The organism is Pedococcus bigeumensis (assembly GCF_006438965.1).
GTDB lineage: Bacteria > Actinomycetota > Actinomycetes > Actinomycetales > Dermatophilaceae > Pedococcus > Pedococcus bigeumensis_A.
Genome location: NZ_RCZM01000004.1, coordinates 110,478 through 131,904 on the forward strand (window position 1 = coordinate 110,478; position 21,427 = coordinate 131,904).

The following is a 21,427-nucleotide window of genomic DNA, read 5'->3' on the forward strand; positions in this document are numbered from 1 at the left end:
GCGGAGGCCACAGTGAGTTCCCCCGAGCGGGCTGGACGGGGCACCGTTCGCTCGCGGCGTAGCGCCATCGACGTCGCTGTGATCGGTACAGCCGACCCCGCGAGTCGTGCGCTGCTGCGCGCCCTGGTGTCCGCCGCTGCCCGGGGGGCCACGACCGCCAAGCCCGGCGGGGAGGTCGGCGAGGCCCGGATCGGCGCCGTCCTGGCCATCGACACCGAGCCACCCGCGATCGGTGGCGTGCAGTTCCGCTACGCGGACCCCGGCGATCCCGCCCTGGTGGAGGCGCTCGCGGGAGTCCACGCCGCGGCATACGTGGCGGTGAGCACGGACCTCGGACGCGACCTGGCGACGGGCGCCCGGACGCGCCGCGAACGCAGCCTGCGGGTGGCCCAGACCGTCATCACGGCCGCCGCCGCCGCGGGTGTCCGACACCTGGTCGTCGTCACGTCGGCGCAGACCTTCGGAGCGCACGCCGACAACCCCGTGCCGCTGGAGGACGACGCCGCCCTGCGCGCGTCCTCGGACGAGGGCCAGGTCGGCGACCTGATGGACGTCGAGCAGCTCATCGCCGTGGCCCGGGACGTCCACCCGGGTCTGACCATCACGGCCGTGCGGCCGGCTGCGCTCGTCGGAGACGGGGTCGACACGGTCCTCACCCGCCACTTCGAGGCGCCACGGCTGCTCACGCTGAGGGGCGCCGAGCCAGCCTGGCAGTTCTGCCACGTCGACGACCTGGGGTCGGCCGTGGCCGTCGTGGTGGCGCAGGGCATCGCTGGTGCGGTGTCGGTCGGCGCGGAAGGTCACCTGACCCAGCGCGACCTCGAACGACTCACCGGGATGCGCCGGGTCGAGCTCAGCATGGCGGCCGCGATGGGAACTGCGGACCGCCTCCACCGCGTTGGGGTGTTGCCGGCACCCGCCAGCGACCTGGCCTTCGTGGCCTTTCCCTGGGCAGTCTCTGCTCGCACGCTGCTTGGTCGCGGCTGGGTGCCGGTCCACGACAACGAGACCTGCGTCGGGGTGCTCCTGGACGCGATCCGGGGCTCGCACGCAGTGGCGGCCCGCAGACTGGACCGCAAGGATGCCGCTCTCGGGGCGGCCAGCGCGGCGGTGGCCCTCGTGGGCACGGCAGCAATCATGCGGCGACGCCGCAGGAAAGGTTCAACGGCATGACCGACCCGGTCACAGAGCTCGACAGCGAGCCCACGGTGGTGCTCAGCGACGTCCGCGACACACCGCTGAGTGTCGACGAGGTGCTCGCCCTGGTGCAGCACCCCCAGTGCGGTGGCATCGCGCTGTTCGTAGGTGTCGTGCGTGACCACGACCACGGGGCGGCCGTGGCGGCGCTCGACTACTCGGCCCACCCCAGCGTGGTCGAGACCCTCGAGCGGGTATGCCGCGAGGTTGCCGGCCGCCACGACGTCGCCCGCCTCGCGGCGGTGCACCGCGTGGGGCACCTGGAGATCGGCGACCGCGCCGTCGTGGCGGCGGTCTCGGCCCCGCACCGCAGCGAGGCGTTCGAGGCGTGCCGGGACCTCATCGACACCCTCAAGGCGACGGTGCCGATCTGGAAGCACCAGCAGTTCGCGGACGGCAGCGATGAGTGGGTGGGCCTGCCGTGACCGACCCCACCCAGCAGCACGCTGCGCCGGACTGGCAGTCGTCGGACCAGCAGAACGTGCTCGTGCAGGACCCGTACCGGATGAGTCGTCGGTCGACGATCGCCCTCGTCGCGGTCTTCCTCCTGATCGCCCTCGGGGCGCTGTCGTCGATGGTCGGACTGCCCTACGCCATCATGAAGCCCGGGCCGATCACGAACACCCTGGGCCAGCTCGCGGGCAAGCAGCTGATCACCGTCTCGGGCGCCCAGACCTACCCGACGCAGGGCGCCCTCGACTTCACCACCGTGCGCATCTCTGGTGGCCCCGGCTACCGCGTGACCGTGTGGGACCTGCTGGCGGCCGCGATCAAGCCCAGCGAGGACGTCGTCGACGAGGACCTCTACTTCCCCAAGGGCGTTACCGACAAGCAGGTCGAGGAGGAGAGCACCGCCGAGATGATCGACTCCCAGCAAGAGGCGATCGCGGTGGCGCTCAAGGCCGTCGGCCAGAAGGTCGTCGAGCACGTCGTCATCGGCCAGGTCGCCAAGGACGCCCCGTCCGCCGCCCTGCTGAAGGCCGGCGACGAGATCGTGACCGTGGACGGCAAGACGGTCGCCGACTCCAACGCCGTGCGCGCCAGCGTCAGCACCCACAAGCCGGGGGAGTCCGTCGCTCTCGGGCTGGTCCGAGACGGCAAGCCCCTCACGGTGACTGCCAAGACCCGCGACGCGCAGGGCCGCGCCACGGTGGGCGTCTTCCTCGGGGTCCGCTTCGAGTTTCCGATCGACGTCAAGATCAACGCCGGCGACGTCGGGGGACCGTCCGCCGGGACGATGTTCTCGCTGGCCGTCTACGACACGCTCACCCCCGGCCCGCTCACCGGTGGTCAGCAGATTGCCGGCACCGGCACGATCGACTCAACCGGCAAGGTCGGCCCGATCGGCGGCATCCAGCAGAAGCTCGTCGGCGCCCACGACGGTGGCGCCAAATGGTTCCTGGCACCTGCCGAGAACTGCGACGAGGTCGTCGGCCACGTGCCCGACGGCTTGCGCGTGGTCAGGATCGCGACCTTCGACGAGGCCAAGACCGCGGTCGAGGCCATCGCCGACAAGCGCGCGGACTCGCTGCCCACCTGCACCAAGTAGCACCTTCGAGCGACGTCACCCGCCGACGCGTTCGCGGCAGGCCAGACGACTGCTCGTATGCCGCGTGGCTGGCTCAGGCCTGCAGGGTCGCCTTGAGCGCGTGGACGAGGCCGGGGGCGATCTCGTCGCCGAGCGCGACCTTGTCATCGCTGTCGTTGGCACGTTGGCGCAACAGGCAGCGACTCTGACCGTCCCGCGTCACGGCCACCAGCAGGCGGACGTCCTGGCGCCCCGGGTGGGAGGCCAGCGCGTCGACGGCGGACTCGGTGTGCGCAGGCAGGTCCCGCTCTGCCTCGGGCGGGACGACGATGCGCTCGACGGCCAGGGCTGCGCCGACGACGCTGTCGGGCCAGGCGATCCCGCCGAGGAGGCTCTCGAGGTTGGAGGTCGGCGGCAGGTCCTCCTGCTCGATCGCACTCAGTGCTCCCTCGGCCAGGTCGTGACCGCGCATCTGGGCCCGCAGGTGCGGCTCACGCTCGAGCAGCTCGGCCGTGGGGACGAGGGCGAACAGCCGCGGGTTCTGGTCCCACCCGGACGTGGCGACGTGCCGCTCGGTGTCGAGCGCGGCGATGGACAGCGGGTCGGCGACGGGTTGGGAGTTCTGGCTCACGCGCCCATGGTGCCGCATCCCGCGCGGTGCCCGGAAACGAGGCATACCCAGGGCTTGCACAGGTGGTGCCAAGACGTGTCCAAGGGGCGCGTGGGAACCACTGGGGTGGTCGGTAAGTTGGACCCACTACAGCAGGCGGCCTCCGCGGGCGGTCGCACGGCAGATCGGGCGTGGCGTGAGTTCTTCTGAGTGGTTCGGCCAGGGCGAGCCGGGTGCCGAGGGCACCCGTCCCGAGGGAACGCCACGGGGGGCAGGATCCGGAGCAGGCGGCCGGCGTCCTCCAACCCTGTCCTTCGGCAGACGGCGCGGCCCGCTGGTCCCGACGATCGTGGTGCTGGTGGTCCTGGGTTTCATCGTCTCGATCACGGCGTCGCTGTGGACCGAGGTGCTGTGGTTCGACTCGGTGGGCTTCAAGGGCGTGTTCGTCACGGAGCTGGTCACCAAGGTCGTGCTGTTCGTCGTGGGCTTCGCGTTGACGGCGGCCGCTGTGGCCTCGAGCCTGGTCATCGGCTACCGCACCCGGCCGATCTATGCCCCGGTGACCCCGCAGCAGCAGAACCTCGACCAGTACCGCGAGGCGATCGAGCCGCTGCGGCGGATCGCCATGTTCGCCATCCCCGGCATCCTCGGCCTGCTGGCCGGCACCGGCGCCGCCGGCCAGTGGAAGACGTTCCTGTTGTGGCGCAACCGCGTTCCCTTCGGCAGCCGGGACGCGCAGTTCCACCTCGACCTGTCCTTCTTCGTGTTCACCCTGCCGTGGATCCAGTTCCTGCTGGGCTTCCTCACCATGGTCCTGGTGATGGCCACGTTGGCCGCTGCCTTCACGCACTACGTCTACGGCGGGCTGCAGATCCAGGCCCGAGCCGAGCGCACGTCAAGGGCAGCGCGCACCCACCTCGCGATCCTCGTCGCCGCACTGGTCCTCGTCCGGGCCGCGACCTACTGGTTCGACAGGTACGCCCTGGCGACCAAGGACTCGACCCTGCTGACCGGCATCCGCTACACCGACGCCCACGCGGTCCTGCCTGCCAAGGCGATCCTCGCGGTCGCCGCACTGATGACGGTCGGCTTGTTCATCGCCTCCATCTGGACCCGGTCCTGGCGGTTGCCGGTGGTCGGTGTCGCGCTGCTGCTCATCACCTCGATCGTGGTCGGCAGCATCTACCCGGCCCTCTACCAGCGGTTCATCGTCCGCCCGTCGGAGAAGTCTCGCGAACAGGTTTACATCGACCGCAACATCAAGGCGACCCGCGCGGCCTATGGCATCGCGAACGTCGACTCCGAGAGCTACACGGCGACGACCGAGGCGAGCCCGGGTCAGCTGCGCAACGACGCCGAGACGATCCCCGGCATCCGTCTGGTCGACCCCATCGTCGTCTCCCCGACGTTCAAGCAGCTCCAGTCGGTCAAGTCCTACTACGCCTTCCCTGACGCCCTCGACGTCGACCGCTACACCGTCGGCGGCAAGGTCCGCGACACCGTGCTGGCCGTGCGCGAGCTCGACCTGAACGGCATCCCGGCCAACCAGCGCAACTGGCTCAACGACCACACCGTCTACACCCATGGCTTCGGCCTCGTGGCGGCGTACGGCAACCAGCGCACTGCCGACGGCGCGCCGGTCTTCTACGAGCGGAACATCCCCCAGGCGGGCGAGCTGCCCAAGTTCGAGCCGCGGATCTACTTCGGCGAGCAGTCGCCGTCGTACTCGATCGTGGGCGGGGCCAACGGCGCCAGCCCGCGCGAGTTCGACTACCCCGACAACAGTGTGGCGGGGCAGAAGAACAACACCTTCGACGGCAAGGGTGGTGTCGCGCTGAGCTCGCTGCCGCGCAAGCTGGCCTACGCCCTCAAGTACCGCGAGCTCAACCTCCTGCTGTCGGACGCGGTGAACGACTCCAGCCGCATCCTCGACCACCGCGAGCCGCTCGAGCGGGTCGAACGGGTCGCCCCCTGGCTGACGCCGGACGGCAACCCCTACCCGGCAGTCGTCGACGGCCGGGTCCAGTGGATCATCGACGGCTACACGACGTCGGCCGACTACCCGTACTCGCGGCTGACCGAGATCGACAGCGCGACCTCCGACTCGGTCACCGCACGGTCGAGCGCCGTCACGACCATCGGAAGCGGCCAGGTCAACTACATGCGCAACTCGGTCAAGGCGACCGTGGACGCCTATGACGGTTCGGTGAAGCTGTACGCGTGGGACAACCAGGACCCGCTGCTCAAGGCGTGGAACAAGGCGTTCCACAACCCCGTGCGCCCGATGAGCGAGATCGACTCGGACCTGATGTCACACCTGCGCTACCCCGAGGACCTGTTCAAGGTGCAGCGCCAGATGCTGGCGAAGTACCACGTGACCGATGCCGCCTCGTTCTACGGCGGCCAGGACTTCTGGCAGATCCCCGAGGACCCGGCCCAGGATGCCAGCGTCGTCCAGCCGCCCTACTACCTGACCCTGAAGATGCCGAAGCAGGACGAGGCACGATTCTCGATCACGACGACGTTCAAGCCCGTCGGTGACCGGCAGCTGTTGACCGGCTTCCTCGCCGTGGACGCGGACGCGGGGACGACCGACGGCAAGCGCAGGGACGACTACGGCACGATGCGCCTGCTCACCTTGCCCAAGGACAGCCAGGTCAGCGGTCCCGGCCAGGTGCAGAACGAGATCGGCTCGTCCAACGCGACGTCACCGGACTCTGCCCTCAACCTGAGCCAGTTCCTCAACAACGCCCGGCAGAGTGGGTCCTCGGTCACGCTGGGCAACCTATTGACCCTGCCAGTAGGCGGTGGCCTGCTGTACGTCCAGCCGATCTACGTGCGCGCCCAGGGTGACTCCGCGTTCCCGCTCCAGCGAGCCACCGTCGTCGCGTTCGGTGACAAGCTTGCCTGGGCCTACACCCTCGACGGCGCCCTGGACGGCCTGTTCGGCGGCAACTCCGGCGCCAGCGCGGGCGACTCCGGCTCGACGCCGACCACACCTCCCACCACGGGTGGCGGCACACCGACCACGCCGCCGGCCGACTCGGCCGCGCTCACCAAGGCGCTGGCCGACATCCAGGCGGCCTACGACGCGGGTCAGAAGGCGCTCAAGGCAGGTGACTTCGCGGCATACGGCACGGCCCAGAAGGACCTCAACGACGCCATCCAGCGCGCCGTTGCGGCCGCCCCGAAGGGTGGGTCGGTCACGGTGACCCCGACACCGTCCGGCACCGCCACGGCCACGTCGACACCGACGGGCACGTCGACGCCGTGACACGGCGCTGACCTGCGAGTGACCCCTGCGCCCAGCCGATTTGGTTAGGGCGCAGGGGTTCCCGTAAGGTGGTGTCTACCGACGCGGGGTGGAGCAGCTCGGTAGCTCGCCGGGCTCATAACCCGGAGGTCGCAGGTTCAAATCCTGCCCCCGCTACCACGAAGTAGCAGGTCAGAGGCCCTTTCCCATCAGGGAGAGGGCCTCTGGCGTTGGCACATGTAGCCAAATGTGTAACCAACCGCCGCTGAGACGCTGCGAGACTCTCGGGACGAGTTCGATTGCGCCGGACGAGGCAGAAACGCATGAGACGGCCGCTGAGAGCCGAATTGCGCCCGTTTCGGGGTGTCGCCGGGCCGCTGTCCGGGCGATCGCAGGTCAGCGCACACCGCGCAGAGTCCGGACTTGGCTCCCCTTGCTGGCGCAGGTTTCGCGCCTCTGACCCGTCACCGAGGTGTGACCACATGCTGCGGTGTGGCCATAGGCGGGGTCGACCCGCCGCCTTCCGATTTTCAGACATAGGCGAAAGTGCAGTTCACGGCCCCTTTTCGATGTCGCGTGCGACAGCTTGTGCACTAGCTCGCCGCCTTGAACACCTCTGTCTGGGCTGACTGACGGGTCGACACGCTAACGGGAGCGGCGAATTCGGTCACAATCTCACCCTTTTGAAGGTTTCGCGCCACCCGCGCCGGGTCGACCGTGAGCCGGGGGATCCCGTTATCGCCCGACGCCGCGGTGTTCGCGACGCCGCGGGATCGCCACCCACAGGCTGATGGGGAGAAACCCGATGAAGAGTCCACTTCTGAACCGACCTCGGCCGCTTGTCGCGGCCGCTGCTGTCGCGTTCGCGGTACTGGGAGTCGCTTCGCTCCCCGCCGTGGCGTCGACGCCCCGCACCGATGTGCGTCTGACTAACGACCAGGGCGTCGCGGGCGGTTACGTCTCCAACTACAACGTCAACCACCCTGCCTCGCCCGTGGCCAAGGACCCGACCCTGAGCGAGTGCTCAGGCTCCCGCGGCCGGCAGAACGAGCCCTCCGTGGCCGTCGACCCCCGCAATCCCCAGGTCATCGTGGGCAGTTCCAACGACTACTGCGGGGTCTACAACGATGGCGTGGACACGGACGGGGCGCCGATACCCTCCGGGCCGATCTGGCTCGGTTACTACCGGTCCCAGAACGGCGGCACATCGTTCCAGTCCTCCCTCGTGCCTGGGTACCCCGGCGACAACACGCCCTACGCGGCCCGTGCCCAGGTCCGCACTGCGAGTGCGGGTGACCCGGTGCTCGCCTGGGACGACGCGGGTCGGCTGTTCGCGGGCTCCGAGAGCTCCGACGACCCAGCTGGCTCCCTCAAGACCTTCGGGGACGTGTGGGTGGGCACCTATGTGAACCCGGCCGGGGAGACCGGTGCCACGATCAACGACGGCAAGGAGTTCCTTCGGTCTGTCGTCGTGGCCAAGGGGTCGTCCGCACCGAACCTGCTGGGCAAGTTCAACGACAAGACGGCGATCGAGGCCGACCGCACGTCCTCCTCGTGCCGCGGGAACGTGTACTTCGCGTGGTCGCGGTTCACCGGCAACGGAGGCGTGGCGATCTACCTGTCGCGCTCGACCGACCACGGTGCCACGTTCTCAACGCCAATGAAGGTCAGCGCTGGCATCCACGACGTGCAGTTCCCTGACATCTCCGTCACGAAGAACGGCCACGTGTACGTGACATTCCGGCAGCTCGAGGCGCAGGGTGGGCAGGGCGACGCGGTCGACGTGGTCCGCTCGGCGGACTGTGGCCAAACGTTCTCACCCCCGCGCGTCCTGACGACGTTCAGCGCCACCGGCGTCACGGACCTCACCACCTCGGGAGGGGCCGCCCGCGACTGCGGTGACGCCCCGCCGTGCCAGTCGGGCTACACCTTCTTTCGTGCGGACACCGGGCCGCGCTCGACGGCAGACCAGAACGCCGCGGGCGAGATGGTGCACGTCACCTACGAGGCCATCATGCCGGGCAGCGAGGTGCCGACTGGCACCACCTTCGGATGGGCTGACCGAAGCGGCGTGGGTGGCCAGTCAGTGATCTACTACCTGCGCTACGACGGGGCTACGGGTGCGGTCACGACACCCACGCCGATCGACGTCGAACCGGCCAGCCAGCAGCTGTTCCCGGACCTGAGCGTCGATGGGGGCGTCATCCACGCGCTGTGGTGGGACAGCCGCAACGACGTGTTCAACGACGTCACGTCCTTCCGCCAGCGGCCGGTGGGCAACGACGCCCACGGCAACGTGGGCCCGGCGCTGGACGTCTACGCCTCGACCCGACCGGCGATCGGCGGCACCTGGAGCACGCCCATCCGGATGTCGGATGCCACGAGCAACCCCAACTACGAGCAGTTCGGTGGACGCACCGTACCGTTCGCTGGTGACTACCTGTGGATCGACTCCAAGGCTGGGGTCACCTACGGGACCTGGACGGACTGGCGCGACACCGTGGCCGGCGTGGACCAGCGCGAGACCACGCAGGACGAGACGGGCGCCGACGTGCTGCAGTGCCGGACGACACTGCCTGACGGCCGTGTCACTGGCGACACCTGCCCACGTGCCGGCGGACTGGACCAGAACATCTACGGCGACCTCGCCCCCTAAGGCGCCCAAGGGCCTACCGTCGACGCCCCGCTCCTGACCGAGACTCGGTGAGGAGCGGGTCGTCGGCGCTTCGTTGCGCCGTGGCCTATGGCGATGCATACCGGTCGGCAGGCACTCCCAGCAGGCCAATGACCAGAAGTGTCTTCAAGGCAGGGAGGTGTAGCCAAATGTGTAACCGGGAGGTGGCGGGACGGCTTGAGACGCGGCGCGACGACTGGGACTCGACACCGAGATTTCGTGCGGTGGGGGAGAAGGTGCGGGACGTATGAGACGTGGGCTGGGCTGGCTCATAACCCGGAGGTCGCAGGTTCAAATCCTGCCCCCGCTACCAACGCGTCACAGACAGAAGGCCCGGACCACTGGTCCGGGCCTTCTGCTGTTGGGGTCCGACCGGCCCGGCCCGGCCAGAGCGGACAAGGCAGCGGGCCGTGCTACTGCCCGGTGACCCACTCGGCATAGAAGAGGCCGAGCCCGGAGAGCACAAAGATCCCCGCGATGATCCAGAAGCGGATGACGATCGTGATCTCGGCCCACCCGAGCATCTCGAAGTGGTGATGCAGGGGAGCTATGCGGAAGACCCGCTTCCCGGTCAGCTTGAAGCTGGCGATCTGGATCACGACGGACATGGTGATCACCACGAACAGGCCGCCGAGGACGACCAGGAGCAGCTCGGTCCGGGTCAGGATCGCCAGGCCCGCCAGGGCAGCGCCGAGAGAGAGCGATCCGGTGTCGCCCATGATGATGGTGGCGGGGGAGGCGTTCCACCACAGGAAGCCGAAGCAGGCCCCGGCAATCGAGCAGGCGACCACGGCCAGGTCGAGCCCGTCACGCACGTCGTAGCAACTGGGTCCGGGGACCAGGGCGCAGTTCTGGTTGTACTGCCACAGGCTGATGCCTGCGTACGCGGCGAAGACCATGACCGACGCACCGGTGGCCAGGCCGTCGAGTCCGTCGGTGATGTTGACGCCGTTCGAGGCCCCTGAGATCAACACGTTGGCCCACAGGATGAACAGGATCACGCCGAGCACGGGGTCGGCCGCGGCGAGGTCGATGCCGGTGTCCCTGACGAACGAGATGGCGGTGGACGCCGAGACCCGCCCGGTCCCGTCGGTCACGAACAGTGCCAGCACTGCGAAGACCACTGTCACCACGCTCTGGCCGACAAGCTTCTGCTTCGATGTCAGTCCGAGGCTGCGCGCCTTGGAGATCTTCGTGAAGTCGTCCAAGAAGCCCACCAGTCCCATCCCGACCAGCAGGAAGAGCACCAGGAGCGCACTGAGGGAGAGCCGGCCGGGCGCGACCGCCACGGTGCCACGTGAGCTCGCGGCGACCAGGAGCAGGTGCGAGGCGAAGTAGCCGATCACGGCGGCGCCGATGATGACGGCGCCCCCCATCGTGGGCTTTCCCCGCTTGTAGTGGTGATGGGCGAGGTCGTCCCGGATGAACTGGCCATAGCTGCGCCGGACGAGGAACCGCGCGAACGCCGGGGTTCCGAGCAGGGACAACGCCATCGCGATCCCGCCCGCGAGCAGGACGTTGACCATCTGGCTTCCCTTCGTCTGCCGGTCATCGGAGGCACGCCGTTCGAGCGGGTCCGCACACCGGTGAGGAGCGAGCCCCCGTGACGCGGTCCTGACGCGCGTCGGCTCCCTTGGCCATCCAACCTAGGCGAGCTACAGGGGCGCCAGGACTCCGACGCGCCGACGGGAGCGCGTGGCAGGCACGAGTGCCCGGCGCCCGCAGCCAACACGTGACGGACAGAGGGCCCGGACCACTGGTCCGGGCCTTCTGGCGTTGCGGGGGTGTGAGTATGCCGCGTCGTCGTCAGGTCGACGCGGGCAGTCGGATTGCCAGGAACTCGCGCAGCGTCTCGCGGTGCTGCGAGCCGAGCGGCCCGGGGCCGGCCACCAGTGCCGTCAGACCGCTGGGACGCAGCACGTGCATCCCTTCGACCTGGAGGTCAGCCACCGAGAGGGGCAGCAGGCCGTCGACGAAGCACAGGGCTCCGGTGACCGGCACGTCGGGGAGCCCGGCGGCCACCAGGATCAGGTGGAGCACCTCGACCCGTTGGGCCACGGCCCGCACGGCCGAAGTCAGGACCCGCCCTCCGACCACGAGGTCGTCGCCGGCTTCGGGATCATCTGTCGGGCGGACCTCGATCGACGCGTTCTTGAAGTGCAGCGCGTCGATGACGTACACGCCGCCCGCTCCGACTGCGAGGTGCTCGATGCGACCACGTCGCCCCGGCACCCGTCGGTTGTGCAGCGCCAGCACGCCCTTGGCCGCCGCCGCGTCCAGGAGGGTGCACACTGCCGCATGCGACTTGGTGACGCGTGGCTGGGCCTGCTGCGTCCGGAAGGCCCGCACCGTGAGCAGGCGGGTGAAGAGTCCCGCCCGACGACGCGGCGCCGGAGCAGGCATGCTCAGGTCCTCGACCACAGCTGCTTCGTGTCGTGAGCTGCGGCCGTCAGAGTCGGTGTCTGAGGATGGCGCGGCGTGCGCCGCTGGCGGCGTCCGGACCTCAACCTCCGACGGCGTCGGCTCGCTCACGGCGGTCGCAGAGATCGCCCTCGCCGGGAACGCTGGGGTGGGCGGTGGTGGCGCCGACGGGGTCGGTCGCGGGGCCACGGCTTCGGTCAGGTCGGTCCGCCCGGACGCGTCGACATCCAGCAGCGCTCCGGCCCGGGGCTTGCGTCGCGGCAACGTGATCGGCAGCTCCGTCGACCCAGCGCCTGCCCGGGCAACCGGCTCCGCCACGGGAGCCGACCATTCGGTCGGGACGTGCAGGACCTCGGGCTCGGAGGAACGCCACGCCGCTGGGGGCTCCTGGCGCAGGGCGTTGAGGGTCGCCGCGATGGCTTGCGCATCCGCGGTCCAGGTAGCCGGCACCAAGGCGTTTTCCCCCGGCGCCTCGGCGGCATCCGGCTCGGCCGACATCCCTGCCAGGCAAGCGAGGCACACGACCCTCGCCTGCTGCGCGGCATAGCCGGCACGTTCTCCTGCTGCGACGAGCTCCCCACAGCCGCACACCCCGGCCCGTTCTAGCCGGACGATCTGAGGCACCATGGCGCCCACCCCCTCGGGTCTGAGCCCAAGATGGCACCGAAGGTGCCCTTCAGCGGCTCTTCCAGCGGGGGATGGGCGGATATGCGTAGGTCCCAGGCATACGTTCGGTCTGGTCGAGTATGGACTCGGTACGTTTGCCTGCGGTGAATCGCCGGCGCGCGTACAATCGCCCAAGTTTGTGCCATGAGGGGACGTCCCCGCGAGGGCCCCGTCGCGGCTGGGGGTGCCGGCCAGCGGTATGCCGCGTGGCTACCAGGTGACTTCCTTGCACCCGGTGTGGGTGTCGGGCTCGACCTGCAGGGTGGCGTGCTCGACACCGAACTCGGTGCGCATCACCTGCATGGCCTGGTCGAGCACCCCGTGCGCGTCCGCAGCCTCGGAGGTGACGAGGTGGGCGGTGGCGACGTTCATGCCCGACGTCAGGGTCCAGACGTGCAGGTCGTGGACATCGCTCACCCCGGGGACACCTGCGAGTGCGAGCGCGACCGTGTCGGCGTCCATCCCGGCGGGTGCGTGCTGTCCGAGGACGCCGAGCACCTCGCGTCCGAGCAGCACAGCCCGGACCGCCACGAAGACCGCAATGGCCAGGGCGATCCCGGTGTCCCACCAGGCGCTCCCCGTCGCCGCTACCAGCACGCCGGCCGCGATGACTCCCACCGAGCCCAGGGTGTCGGCGACCACCTCGAGGTAGGCGCCCTTGACGTTCAACGACTCGGCTGCGCCCCCGCGCAGGAGGGTCAGGCACACGACGTTGACGACCAGGCCGATCGCGCCGACGACCAGCATCGGCCCCGATGAGACCTCGGGACTCCCGCCGATGCGGCCGATCGCCTCGACGCCGATGTAGACGGAGACACCCAGCATGAGCAGGACAGCGAGACCGGAGGCAAAGACCTCGGCGCGGTAGGAGCCGAACGTCCGGCGACCCGTCGTGTCGGGACGCGCGGCAATCCTGGTCGCGACCAGGGCCGCTCCCAGCGCGACCACGTCGGCGGCCATGTGGCCTGCGTCGCTGAGCAGGGCCAGGGACCCTGACGCCAGGCCGGTGCCCAGCTCGACGAGGAAGAAGCCGGCGACGAGGACGAACGCGGTGCGTAGCCTCCACCGGTGGGTCGCACCCGGGTGGCCGTGCGAGTGGCCGCTCACGGCGCCACGTCGGCGAGTCCGGACGCAGCGACCCGAAGCGGGTGGTGTTGCACGGCAAAGGTATGCCGGGTGCAAAGGGCCGAGGGCGGCATACCGTCGCGCGACCACGCCATCGATCTCGTGGGGGCTGCGGCAGGCTCGCTCACGCAGCGCATGGGCCGATCGTACTTCACCCCCGGTGGCCCGAGCCCTGCGGCTCGGTCGCGCCGGATCAGGCTCTCGCGAGCCGGCGCCGGTGCAGCGCGTGCGGGACGGGTTTCCGCAACGAATGGTCGGTATCCCGCGTGGTCGGCCCGGCGTTGGCCGTCCGCTGGCGCGGGGAGGTACTATCGAGGTGTTCCGGCACCCGGCCGTCACCGCACCTTCGGCAACGACTCAGTTCGAAGCCTGGCGGGTCTCGACCGCAGGTCGTCGGTTGTATGCGGTGGGCGAGCCGTCGGGGTCGGCACGTCGATCTGTCCCAGCACGGTGGGACCGCGCAGCGAACGGTCCGCCCGGACCGTTCGGCTCGGCGTCCCACACCCGCCCCGACCGCGCGACTGCACGCGGCACTGTCGTTCATGCTCGGCCCGTACGGCCCGCACGCTGCGGGCATCCTTCAGGAGGACTTCTTGGCTCAACGAGGCCAGCGCCAGTCCGGCGCCACCCGGTCCGCCCCGCGCACCCAGCGGCGCGGTCGTCCCCTCGACAACGAGGGGATCATCCCCGTGCTGGCGCGGGCGGTGCGCGAGGTCGAGACCGACGCGCAGCGCGGACGGGTCAAGCCTGCGGGACGGGCCAAGTTCCAAGTCGTCGCCTTGCTGGTGCGTGAGGAGCGGGCGAGGGTCAAGGCCGACACCACCGCCACGACCGCCGAGCGGGACGGACAGCTCAAGCGTCTGGACGGCGTCGCGACGATCCTGGCCAAGACCGCGGCACGGGACACCTCGCTGCTCGCCCTCCTCGCCGAGGATGCCGCCGTCAGCGACACGGCAGCGACCCTGCGGCGCGACATGGTGCGCGCTGCCGGTCTCGAGCCGGAGCCCGAAGAGGTGGAGGAGGAGGCGTCAGAAGGGGTCTGGACCCCGCCGGAGCGTCGCGCCGTGCCCCAGTCGGTCGTTGCCCGCCAGCTCGCCAACCCGTTCCTCGCGCCCGACTTCAGCGCGGTCGCGCCGCGCAAGCCCACGACGGGCCGACTGTCGAGCTGGGAGCTCCTCGGCCCGCTGTTCAGGGCGTTCGAGTACGGCGGCGACTCCTCCTGCATGCCACTTCCGGAACCCGTGGGGGTCCTTCGCGGCGCCGGCGAGCTTCAGCTGATGCACCACCAGGGCCAGGTCGTCGCCGCGGCCGCTGCCGGGCACCGAAGCTTCCTGCTGGCGGACGAGCCCGGGCTGGGCAAGACGGCCCAGGCCTTGCTGGCCGCCCAGGCCGCCGACGCCTACCCGCTGCTCGTCGTCGTCCCCAACGTCGTCAAGGCCAACTGGGCCCACGAGGCCGAGCTCTGGACCCCCGGACACCCCGCCACGGTGATCCACGGGAACGGCGAGTCCATCGACGGCTTCGCAGACATCGTCGTCGTCAACTACGAGGTTCTCGACCGCCACGTCGGGTGGCTCGGCGACCTCGGGTTCCGCGGGATGGTGGTCGACGAGGCGCACTTCATCAAGAACAAGAGCTCGCAGCGCTCGCAGCACGTCCTGCAGCTCGCGGAGCGGATCCGCTCACGCACCCCGAACCCGCTGCTCATGGCCCTGACGGGCACGCCGCTGATCAACGACATCGAGGACTTCAAGGCGATCTGGCAGTTCCTCGGCTGGATCGAGGAGAAGAAGCCCCGCCACGCGCTCATGGCCGCGCTGGAGGAGACCGGGCTGACGCCTGCCGACTCCGGGTTCTACGCCGCCGCGCGCACCAGCGTCATCGACCTCGGCATCGTCCGCCGCCGCAAGGTCGACGTGGCCGCCGACATCCCCGCCCGACGCGTGGCCGACCTGCCGGTCGAGCTCGACGACGACGCGGGCCGGTCCATCCGGGCCGCCGAGCAGGAGCTCGCGCGCCGCCTGGTCAAGCGCTACCGCGCTGCCCTCGAAGCACGCACCTCCGGTGTCACCGTCGAGGGCATCGACCACGACCTCGTGCGCCGGGTCGCGACCTGGGAACGCGAGGAGGGCAGCAAGGCCAAGTCCGGCGACAACGTGTTCACCGTGATGCGCCGGATCGGCCAGGCCAAGGCCGGGCTCGCCGCCGACTACGCCGGACAGCTCGCCCGCAGCGTCGGCAAGGTGGTCTTCTTCGCCAAGCACATCGACGTCATGGACGTGGCCGAGGAGACCTTCGCCAAGCGGGGCGTCAAGTACTCCTCGATCCGCGGCGACCAGACGGCCAAGGTGCGCAAGGCGAACATCGACGCCTTCGTCAACGACCCCGATGTCGCCATCGTGGTGTGCTCCCTGACGGCCGCCGGTGTCGGACTCAACCTGCAGGTCGCCTCCAACGTGGTGCTGGCCGAGCTGTCCTGGACCGCCGCCGAGCAGACCCAGGCCATCGACCGGGTCCACCGCATCGGTCAGGCCGAGCCGGTGACTGCCTGGCGGATCATCGCCGCCCAGACGATCGACGCCAAGATCGCCCAGCTGATCGACAGCAAGGCGGGCCTCGCGGCACGCGCCCTCGATGGTTCCGACGAGGAGGTCACCGCCTCGGCCGACGTGCAGCTCGAAGCCCTCGTGGCGCTCCTCACCGAAGCCCTGGCCGAGGAGCTCAACGTCGACGCCGCCGTGGACGACGACACCCTGTCCACTGCCCTTGCCGAGGACGTCGCAGCGTCGACCGCCCTGACGGGCACCGCACCCAGCGCACCCGACGTCCCGCCCAGCCCCCTGTCGGGCGCCTCGTCGGAAGCCGCGTCGCCGCGCACGGCACCTGTGCCAATCCCGGCATATGACCTGTTCTCCACGACCGAGATGTCGGTCACGCAGTAGGCGCTCTGGCGCCGGAGGCCGTGCTGTCGCCTTCCGGCGCCGCTGGTGCCGGGGTTGGTTCCCAGCGACGCGGGCCGACGAGCTCGGGGCAGCGGCCTAGTCAGGCCACGTGGTGTGGGTGACCTGGCCACCGGTCACCGACGCGGTCATGGCCACCGGTCCGTCGGGTAGCACGAAGAGCTCGTAGTCGCCCTCGGTGGCCGCGGGGTAGACCAGTGAGTGCACCAGCCCGTCGCCGTCAGGTCTGCCCACCACCGCGACATGCGGGTATGCCGTGCCAGCCGCCACCGGCTGCCCGCTGGGCCCCTGGTGCTGGTGGTGGTGCGACTCCGCGTGGGGATGCCGATGGTCGTGGGCGTGCGTGGTGTCGTGGGAGTGACTGCCCGGCGGGTGGTCCGAGGGACCGCGGGCAGCGGTGGCGCCCGCGGGGCGCAGCTCCACCTCGAGGGCTTCGGTGCGTGCAGGCATCACGACGACCAGGGCGCCGACGTCGCCACCGATGTCGAGCAGGACCGGTCCCTGACCGGCATACGGGTTCTCGCTGTTACCGTCCATGGCGGCCTCCTTGATGGTGGGTGCTCGCGGGTCGTTGTTCACGGCGTGGGGTGGCGAGGGTCGTGGCGGCGACACCCCTGGTGGTTCTCGGTCGCCGCCACGACGGTTCTACGCCGCGGGGGTCCCGGGCATCGTCTGGTAGCCCCCGGCCGGGTGGCCGAGGTAGGGGAACGCGTCGAGGGAGGGCGCGTTCGTGTTGGACGTGCCGTCGGTCAGCCCGGCCGTCGCCGCGTCGGGGGTGAAGGTCGGATCCACCAGCGGGATCGTCGCGCCCGCCACGGCGCGCAGCTCGATCGCCACGACGTCGTCGATCACCCGGCGCCCGTTCGGGAAGCCTGCGGCGTCACCTGCGACCAACCCGATCGGGTTGGGGTCAGCCGTCGGCGGGACCGCCACGTTGAGCCGCAGCATGTCCGCCTGCGTCTTCCCGGTGTAGTTCTGGAAGCCGGGCACAACGCCCTTCGGGATGCCGGTGAGCAGGATCGCGAGCAGGTCCGCCCGGTCCTTGGTGTAGGCCGCCAGATTGGGGAACACGCCCGGGTAGAGCACCGGCAGCAGGGCGGCCAGCTCGGGCTTGGCGACGTACCGCGCGAAGTCGGAGTCGTCGTGCGGCTGGCTGGCGTTCCAGCGGTCCTTCTTGGCCATCGGGGTGATGACCTCGTTGAACAGTGGGTTCCCCAGCCGGGAGACCTGGCTGTACGGGCCCCGCCACGAGTGCCGGCCCTTCTTGTTGTCCCAGATCCGGGACTTCTGGCGGCTGGCGGTGGCCCAGACCCCGATGACAGAGGCGGCATCGAGCGCATCAGTCGGCGCGGTTCCCCTGCGGGTGAGGTCCGAGATCGGGACCTGGAGGGCGATGCTGTGCACGTTCAGGCCCTGGGTGCCGTTGACGCCGACCGCGGTGGCCGACGGGATGAGGTGGGCCATCTGGAACGGCCGCAGCGTGCCGAGGTCGAAGATGCTCCCGAGGTCGACGTGGAAGCCCTCAGCGCGCTGTCCAGCGAACACCTTCCGGCCGCCTTGGACAGAGTGCACTGCCTGACCCGCCAGAACGGAGTAGTTCGGCGTGCTGCGCGGGCCGATGTTGACCGGCGGACATGCCAGCCGGCTCGCCAGCAGGCGGCCGCGGTCACCACGCGCCACCCGGGTCAGGGAGTACGACTGTGGACGGTTCCAGGCGGGGTCGTCGATGGAGCTGATCGGACCGGTGTTGTAGAGGAACGTCGAGTCGTTGCGGACCTTCGTGGTGAACCGGAACTGGTAGGTCACGTCGGCTCGGGCGTCGCCCTTGTTGCTCACGTGGATCTCGTACAGCACGTCGTCGCCGAACTCGTAGAAGTTCGGTCCGCCCTGCGGGTTCTGGAAGGGGATGAAGTTGGCGATCAACGTGACCGTGTCGGGCTTGTCGGGACTGACGAACGCGTAGACGTCGGTGTTGTCGGCCACCGGGTCCTTGGAGACCTCAGGGGCTTCGCGGTGTGAGGACATGGGTCACTTCCTCGCGGCTCTGGTGAGGCGACGGACCAGGTCGGCGTCCTGCACGACGACTTCGTCCTCGCCGAACAGGATGGACACCCGGCCCGACGTCACGTCGTCGATGTAGGCAACCAGGGGTTGGCCGTCCGGTTCCGCTGCGTCCGGTCGGCCGGTGGTCGGGGCTGCGAGTGCCCCGGGGGCGGCCGCAACGGCGGCTGCAGCTGCGGCGCTCGACCCGGCCGCGGCCAGGAAGATTCGCCGGGATGTATTACTCATGCTGACTCCTTGAGAGAGCGCGGGCAGCGTGGTCCCACGCGTGCGGCGGCCATGCCAGCAGGACACCTACTCAGCACTGACGTGACCCACATCACATTCGGAGCCGTCCGCCCGGCGGATTGGGCGCGAGTGCGAAACGCCGGAGGGTCGGTCCGGGTCGCCTTGAGGCGCGCTCCGGTCGCCCGACCGCAGGGTCAGGCGTTTGCCCGCTTGCGCAACGTGTCAGCCAGGTCGTGGGCCGCGGTCGTCACGGTGTGCCCCAGGGGCACGGTCCCTTGTCCGACCTCGAACTGGGCCCCTCCACCAACGTGGACCGGGAGCGTCGGTGTGGCTGCGTGCAGGGCGGCGACCGTCTCGCGAACGGCGAGCACGTCCGTCGCACTGGGGACCCCGACGACGACAGCGGCAGGGCGGTGCTGCTGGACCATCGCGACCCAGTGCTGGGCGGGCAGGTCGGCCCCGAGGTACAGGACGTCGACCCCGGCCCGCCGCAGGACCACGGAAAACGCCAGGATGCCGAGCTCGTGATGTGACCCGCGCGCCAGGCCGACCGCCACTCGAGGCCCGTGCGGTGCCTGCGGAGCGGCATCCATCGCGGCCCCCAGCCGTCGGTGCAGGGTGGCGCTGACGACGTGCTCGCCGGCGACGTCCACGCGTCCAGCCCGCCACTGGGTTCCCAGCATCTGCAGTGCCGGCATCAGCCAGGTGTCGACGACCTGTTCCAGCGTTCCCGCCGCGAAGGCCCGGTCGATGGCCTCGGCCACCGCCGTGGGGTCCATCTCGGCTGCTCCCCTTGCGAGTGCGGTGACGTCCCACGCATCGCCGTCCTCCGGGGAGGGCGTGTCCTCGCCCGATTCCGGGACCGTGGCCGTCGGGTCACCCGGGGCAGCCCCGTCGACACCGACGGCGTCCTCGTCCGTGAGGTAGGCGTCCCAAGGGCCCTGGTCGTCCTGGCCGGCCCCGCCGTCACCGTTGTCGGACTGGTCGGAGCGCAAGTGCTCGGCCGCCTGGCTCGCCGACCAACCACCGGCCACCAGGGTGCCCATGGCCCGCAGCAGCTGGAGTCCCTGCTCGTCGTAGAGCCGGTAGCCGCCCTCGCTGCGTACCGGCTTGACGAGGCCGTACCGCCGCTCCCAGGCACGAATGGTGGCGGACGGTACGCCGGTCAGGCGGGCCGCATGGCCGATCGTGTACACCCGAGCAGCGTCCCACATCCTTGGGCAAAGCATGGACAAGTCGACCGTGAAGGTGCACCATCAGGAGCAGAGTAACCTTGCACAAAGGTTGAACAGACGATGAAGCCCTGCGATGACCTTTGCCCGAGGAATTGGAGTGCCCGTGATAGCCCGCGTGAGCGTCCTGCCGCCATCTCGGCCCCCCGGCGCGCTGTTGACCCGCCTCCAGCGCGTCGGGGTCCTCGCTCACCCGCCCAACCCCGGACTACGGCTGACAGGATGTCGCCATGACCGAGGCCGTCCTGCCCGAGGTGGCACCGGGCAGGATCGTGGGCGTCGACGTGGCCCGGGCACTCGCCCTGGTCGGGATGATGGCCACGCACATGCTCCCCGGCATCGAGGGCTCGCACGTCCCGTGGCCACAGCAGGTGGCGGGCGGACGGGCCTCGGCCCTGTTCGCCGTCCTCGCGGGGGTCAGCGTGGCGCTCGTGAGTGGGCGGACCACGCCGCTGCACGGGCGTGCCCGGTATGCCGCGTCGGTCCGCCTCGTCGTGCGGGCGGCGCTCATCGGCGCCCTGGGTCTGCTGCTGGGACTGGTTCCCTCTGGCATCGCAGTGATCCTGGCGTTCTATGCGGTGCTGTTCCTGCTCGGCCTGCCGTTCCTCGGTCTGCGTGCCCCAGCACTGGCAGTGCTTGCGGTCGTCTGGGTCCTGGCGGCACCCGCGGTCTCGCTCATGGTCCGGCCGCACCTACCCGAGCACGTCGCCGGCAGCCCGACACCGGCGGACCTGACGTCCCTCGGGCACCTGCTGGCCGAGCTGCTCCTTGTCGGCTACTACCCGGCGCTGGTGTGGCTGGCCTACCTCTTCGCGGGCATGGCGATGGGACGAATCAATCTGCGGCGCAAGGGAGTGGACGTTCGACTCGTGGTGAGCGGAACGCTCATTGCGGTGCTGGCAACGGTGGTCTCCCGCGCGCTGCTGGCGCGCTCCGACGCCGCGGCCGCGCTCGCGTCGACCTATCCGGACCCGTCGATCGGCTCGGACCCGGTGGCCCTGCAGGTGGCCCTCACGCACGGTCTGCACGGCACGACACCCACGGGCTCGTGGTGGTGGCTCGCCACGGTGGCGCCCCACTCGGGCACACCGCTCGACCTCGCACAGACGATCGGGAGCGCGATGGCCGTGCTGGGCCTGTGCCTCCTGGTGACCCGGTTCCAGCCCCGCGTCTGGGCGGCGGCGTTTGGAGCGGGCGCCATGACCCTGAGCCTCTACACCTTGCACGTGCTCATCATGGGCCGCGGCTGGTGGCCCGACCTCGAGACGCCGAACCACTACGACGACCAGGTCCTGATCGTCCTGGGGATCGGGGCGGTGCTCGCGTTGATCCCGCTGCGCGGTCCGCTCGAGACCGTGGTGGCCGTCGTGTCCCGCGCGGCGGCGAGGCGTCTCGGTGACCGGCACCATGAACCCAGCTCCACGGCATACCGGCGCGCGCCTGGCTGACCCAATCCGGCTGGACCGGCGCGC

General features: G+C 70.1%; 16 protein-coding genes and 1 tRNA gene. 8 read left to right on the forward strand and 9 right to left on the reverse strand.

All coding sequences use genetic code 11. The features are described from left to right. Positions 1 to 78 precede the first annotated feature (78 nt). The 3 genes from EAH86_RS12090 to EAH86_RS12100 are packed head-to-tail and all read left to right on the forward strand — an operon-like array spanning position 79 to position 2,746. Complete coding sequence (locus EAH86_RS12090) at positions 79 to 1,173, forward strand: NAD-dependent epimerase/dehydratase family protein (protein WP_206665822.1); 1,095 nt, start codon at positions 79 to 81, stop codon at positions 1,171 to 1,173. Beyond that, entirely contained in the window at positions 1,170 to 1,622 is a 453-nt protein-coding gene (locus EAH86_RS12095; protein ID WP_140741047.1) for a molybdenum cofactor biosynthesis protein MoaE, read from the forward strand. Before EAH86_RS12090 ends, EAH86_RS12095 begins: the two co-directional genes overlap by 4 nt. Then, positions 1,619 to 2,746, forward strand: coding sequence for a YlbL family protein (locus EAH86_RS12100; RefSeq protein ID WP_241668344.1), 1,128 nt, complete (start codon positions 1,619 to 1,621; stop codon positions 2,744 to 2,746). Before EAH86_RS12095 ends, EAH86_RS12100 begins: the two co-directional genes overlap by 4 nt. A gap of 73 nt (positions 2,747 to 2,819) precedes the next feature. Here the strand turns inward: EAH86_RS12100 and EAH86_RS12105 are convergent, their stop codons facing one another. Then, positions 2,820 to 3,374 (reverse strand): PPA1309 family protein, encoded by a 555-nt coding sequence (locus EAH86_RS12105; protein ID WP_140741049.1) that lies wholly within the window; start codon positions 3,372 to 3,374, stop codon positions 2,820 to 2,822. A gap of 157 nt (positions 3,375 to 3,531) precedes the next feature. Here EAH86_RS12105 and EAH86_RS12110 point away from each other — a divergent pair, with 157 nt between their 5' ends. The 3 genes from EAH86_RS12110 to EAH86_RS12120 all read left to right on the forward strand — a co-directional run bounded on the left by EAH86_RS12110 (position 3,532) and on the right by EAH86_RS12120 (position 9,244). Beyond that, positions 3,532 to 6,609, forward strand: a complete 3,078-nt coding sequence (locus EAH86_RS12110; RefSeq protein WP_338325244.1) for a UPF0182 family protein — start codon at positions 3,532 to 3,534, stop codon at positions 6,607 to 6,609. Between the two features lie 82 nt (positions 6,610 to 6,691). Continuing rightward, positions 6,692 to 6,768 (forward strand) — tRNA-Met (locus EAH86_RS12115). Between the two features lie 715 nt (positions 6,769 to 7,483). Further along, positions 7,484 to 9,244, forward strand: coding sequence for a hypothetical protein (locus EAH86_RS12120; RefSeq protein WP_140741053.1), 1,761 nt, complete (start codon positions 7,484 to 7,486; stop codon positions 9,242 to 9,244). A 431-nt stretch (positions 9,245 to 9,675) separates the two neighbouring features. Here the strand turns inward: EAH86_RS12120 and mraY are convergent, their stop codons facing one another. From mraY to EAH86_RS20645, 4 genes are all read right to left on the reverse strand, one after another. Continuing rightward, positions 9,676 to 10,788, reverse strand: a complete 1,113-nt coding sequence (gene mraY, locus EAH86_RS12125) for a phospho-N-acetylmuramoyl-pentapeptide-transferase (protein WP_140741056.1) — start codon at positions 10,786 to 10,788, stop codon at positions 9,676 to 9,678. Positions 10,789 to 11,068: 280 nt separating this feature from the next. Continuing rightward, positions 11,069 to 12,310, reverse strand: a complete 1,242-nt coding sequence (locus tag EAH86_RS20245) for a nuclease-related domain-containing protein (RefSeq protein WP_161988643.1) — start codon at positions 12,308 to 12,310, stop codon at positions 11,069 to 11,071. Positions 12,311 to 12,559: 249 nt separating this feature from the next. After that, positions 12,560 to 13,456 (reverse strand): cation diffusion facilitator family transporter, encoded by an 897-nt coding sequence (locus tag EAH86_RS12140; protein WP_140741064.1) that lies wholly within the window; start codon positions 13,454 to 13,456, stop codon positions 12,560 to 12,562. Next, positions 13,453 to 13,611 (reverse strand): hypothetical protein, encoded by a 159-nt coding sequence (locus tag EAH86_RS20645; protein WP_206665823.1) that lies wholly within the window; start codon positions 13,609 to 13,611, stop codon positions 13,453 to 13,455. The genes EAH86_RS12140 and EAH86_RS20645 overlap by 4 nt, the downstream gene beginning before the upstream one ends. Positions 13,612 to 14,067: 456 nt before the next feature. Between EAH86_RS20645 and EAH86_RS12145 the strand changes: the two genes are divergently transcribed. Next, the gene (locus EAH86_RS12145) at positions 14,068 to 16,416 is read left to right on the forward strand and encodes a DEAD/DEAH box helicase (RefSeq protein WP_140741066.1); all 2,349 of its coding nucleotides are present in this window, start codon (positions 14,068 to 14,070) and stop codon (positions 16,414 to 16,416) included. A 96-nt stretch (positions 16,417 to 16,512) separates the two neighbouring features. Here the strand turns inward: EAH86_RS12145 and EAH86_RS12150 are convergent, their stop codons facing one another. The 4 genes from EAH86_RS12150 to EAH86_RS12165 form a co-directional block, all read right to left on the reverse strand. After that, complete coding sequence (locus EAH86_RS12150) at positions 16,513 to 16,971, reverse strand: hypothetical protein (RefSeq protein WP_140741068.1); 459 nt, start codon at positions 16,969 to 16,971, stop codon at positions 16,513 to 16,515. 108 nt (positions 16,972 to 17,079) lie between these two features. Then, entirely contained in the window at positions 17,080 to 18,459 is a 1,380-nt protein-coding gene (locus EAH86_RS12155) for a DUF4331 domain-containing protein (protein WP_140741070.1), read from the reverse strand. 3 nt (positions 18,460 to 18,462) lie between these two features. Next, positions 18,463 to 18,723: a hypothetical protein gene (locus EAH86_RS12160; protein WP_140741072.1), complete on the reverse strand. Its 261-nt coding sequence runs from the start codon at positions 18,721 to 18,723 to the stop codon at positions 18,463 to 18,465. A 194-nt stretch (positions 18,724 to 18,917) separates the two neighbouring features. Next, a complete protein-coding gene (locus EAH86_RS12165; protein ID WP_206665825.1) occupies positions 18,918 to 19,919 on the reverse strand; it encodes a MerR family transcriptional regulator in 1,002 nt (333 codons plus the stop codon). Positions 19,920 to 20,185: 266 nt separating this feature from the next. On the opposite strand from EAH86_RS12165, the gene EAH86_RS12170 reads away from it, so the two are divergent. Continuing rightward, positions 20,186 to 21,403 carry a heparan-alpha-glucosaminide N-acetyltransferase domain-containing protein gene (locus tag EAH86_RS12170; RefSeq protein ID WP_140741076.1) on the forward strand — a complete coding sequence of 406 codons (1,218 nt, stop codon included), beginning with the start codon at positions 20,186 to 20,188 and terminating at the stop codon, positions 21,401 to 21,403. Positions 21,404 to 21,427: the final 24 nt, after the last annotated feature.